This is a genomic window from Calditrichota bacterium (assembly GCA_013151735.1).
GTDB lineage: Bacteria > Zhuqueibacterota > JdFR-76 > JdFR-76 > BMS3Abin05 > BMS3Abin05.
In genome coordinates this window covers 1-1,313 of sequence record JAADHR010000134.1, presented here as the reverse complement: position 1 = coordinate 1,313, position 1,313 = coordinate 1, and the positions used below count along the sequence as shown (strand labels likewise).

At 48.6% G+C, this 1,313-nt stretch carries 1 protein-coding gene; it reads left to right on the top strand.

Features of this window, described 5'->3' with window-relative positions; all coding sequences use genetic code 11:
• Nucleotides 1-987, top strand: a 987-nt coding sequence (locus GXO76_09365; protein NOY78062.1) for a DUF1343 domain-containing protein, incomplete at its 5' end; no start/stop codon positions are given.
• Between the last annotated feature and the right edge of the window lie 326 nt (nt 988-1,313).

The window sequence follows — 1,313 nt, the reverse complement described above, 5'->3', positions numbered from 1 at the left end:
CGCGGGAATCGCTCCGCCGGTGCTTACGTGGAATCCTACGTGGATTCCCTGACCGGAATTACGGTTTACAGCCTTTACGGGAAAACCCGCAAGCCCACACCGGCCATGCTGGACAGTGTGGACGTGCTGCTTTTCGACATTCAGGACATCGGTGCCCGGTTTTACACGTACATCAGCACCATGGGGCTGGCCATGCAGGCCGCCGCCGAAAATCACATTCCGTTTATTGTGTTGGATCGTCCCAATCCCATCACGGGCGATATTGTGGAGGGTCCCATTCTCAATCCTGAGCTGAAATCCTTTGTGGGGATGTACCCGATTCCCATTCGGCACGGTTTAACCATCGGGGAATTGGCACGCATGATTAACGGTGAGGGATGGCTGGAAAACGGGGCTCGTGCCGATCTGACGGTGATCCCGATGAAAAATTGGCGTCGCTCCATGTGGTTCGATCAAACCGGCCTGAAATGGATTAAAACCTCCCCCAATATGCCCGATTTGGAAACCGCTATCCTTTATCCCGGGATGTGTTTAATTGAAGGCACCTCTGTTTCTGAGGGCAGGGGAACCCGCACGCCATTCAAAGTTGTGGGTGCTCCGTGGATAAATGGCGATTCTTTGAAGCAGGCTATCGATTCCTTTCATCCTTTGGGGTTGATGGTAAAGGCAACGGAATTCATTCCACAATCCATTCCGGAAATGGCTCCTCATCCGAAATACGAAGGTGAAATGTGTCGGGGATTAGAGCTGAAACTGGCCAACAGAAACATTTTTCGTTCGGTCTCTTTTGGGGTCACTCTTTTAAGTGCCCTTCACCGCCTGTATCCGGATCAGCTTGTTTTCAAAAAGGGATTTGATCTGCTTGCCGGAACCGAGAGGCTGCGGGAACAGATTCAGAACAATGTACCGCCCAAAAAGATTGTGGCGAGCTGGAGCAAGAAGCTTTCGGAGTTTAAAATTACACGGGAGAAATATCTTTTGTATTAGAGGTTCTACCGGAATTTTTGCCTTGCGTCTCTGCGCCTTTGCGGTGAATCTTTTCATTAGGCCGCGAATGCGCGAATGATAAAAGGTAGGGGCGATTCACGAATCGCCCCCTACAAATTACCCCAAATGTTACGGCTTCAACAAAATAGAACAGGATTGCCATCCGTTCAACCCCATTCGGGGTTGTTGGAAAATTAATTGGATTACATTTTCTACAAATGTTCAACGCCTGCGGCGTTGTTTGGAGATTATTTTATTCTGGTCATTGATAATTGTAATTTAGGATTTATTTGGCTATTGGGATTTGGCATTTGGAATTTTTGCCT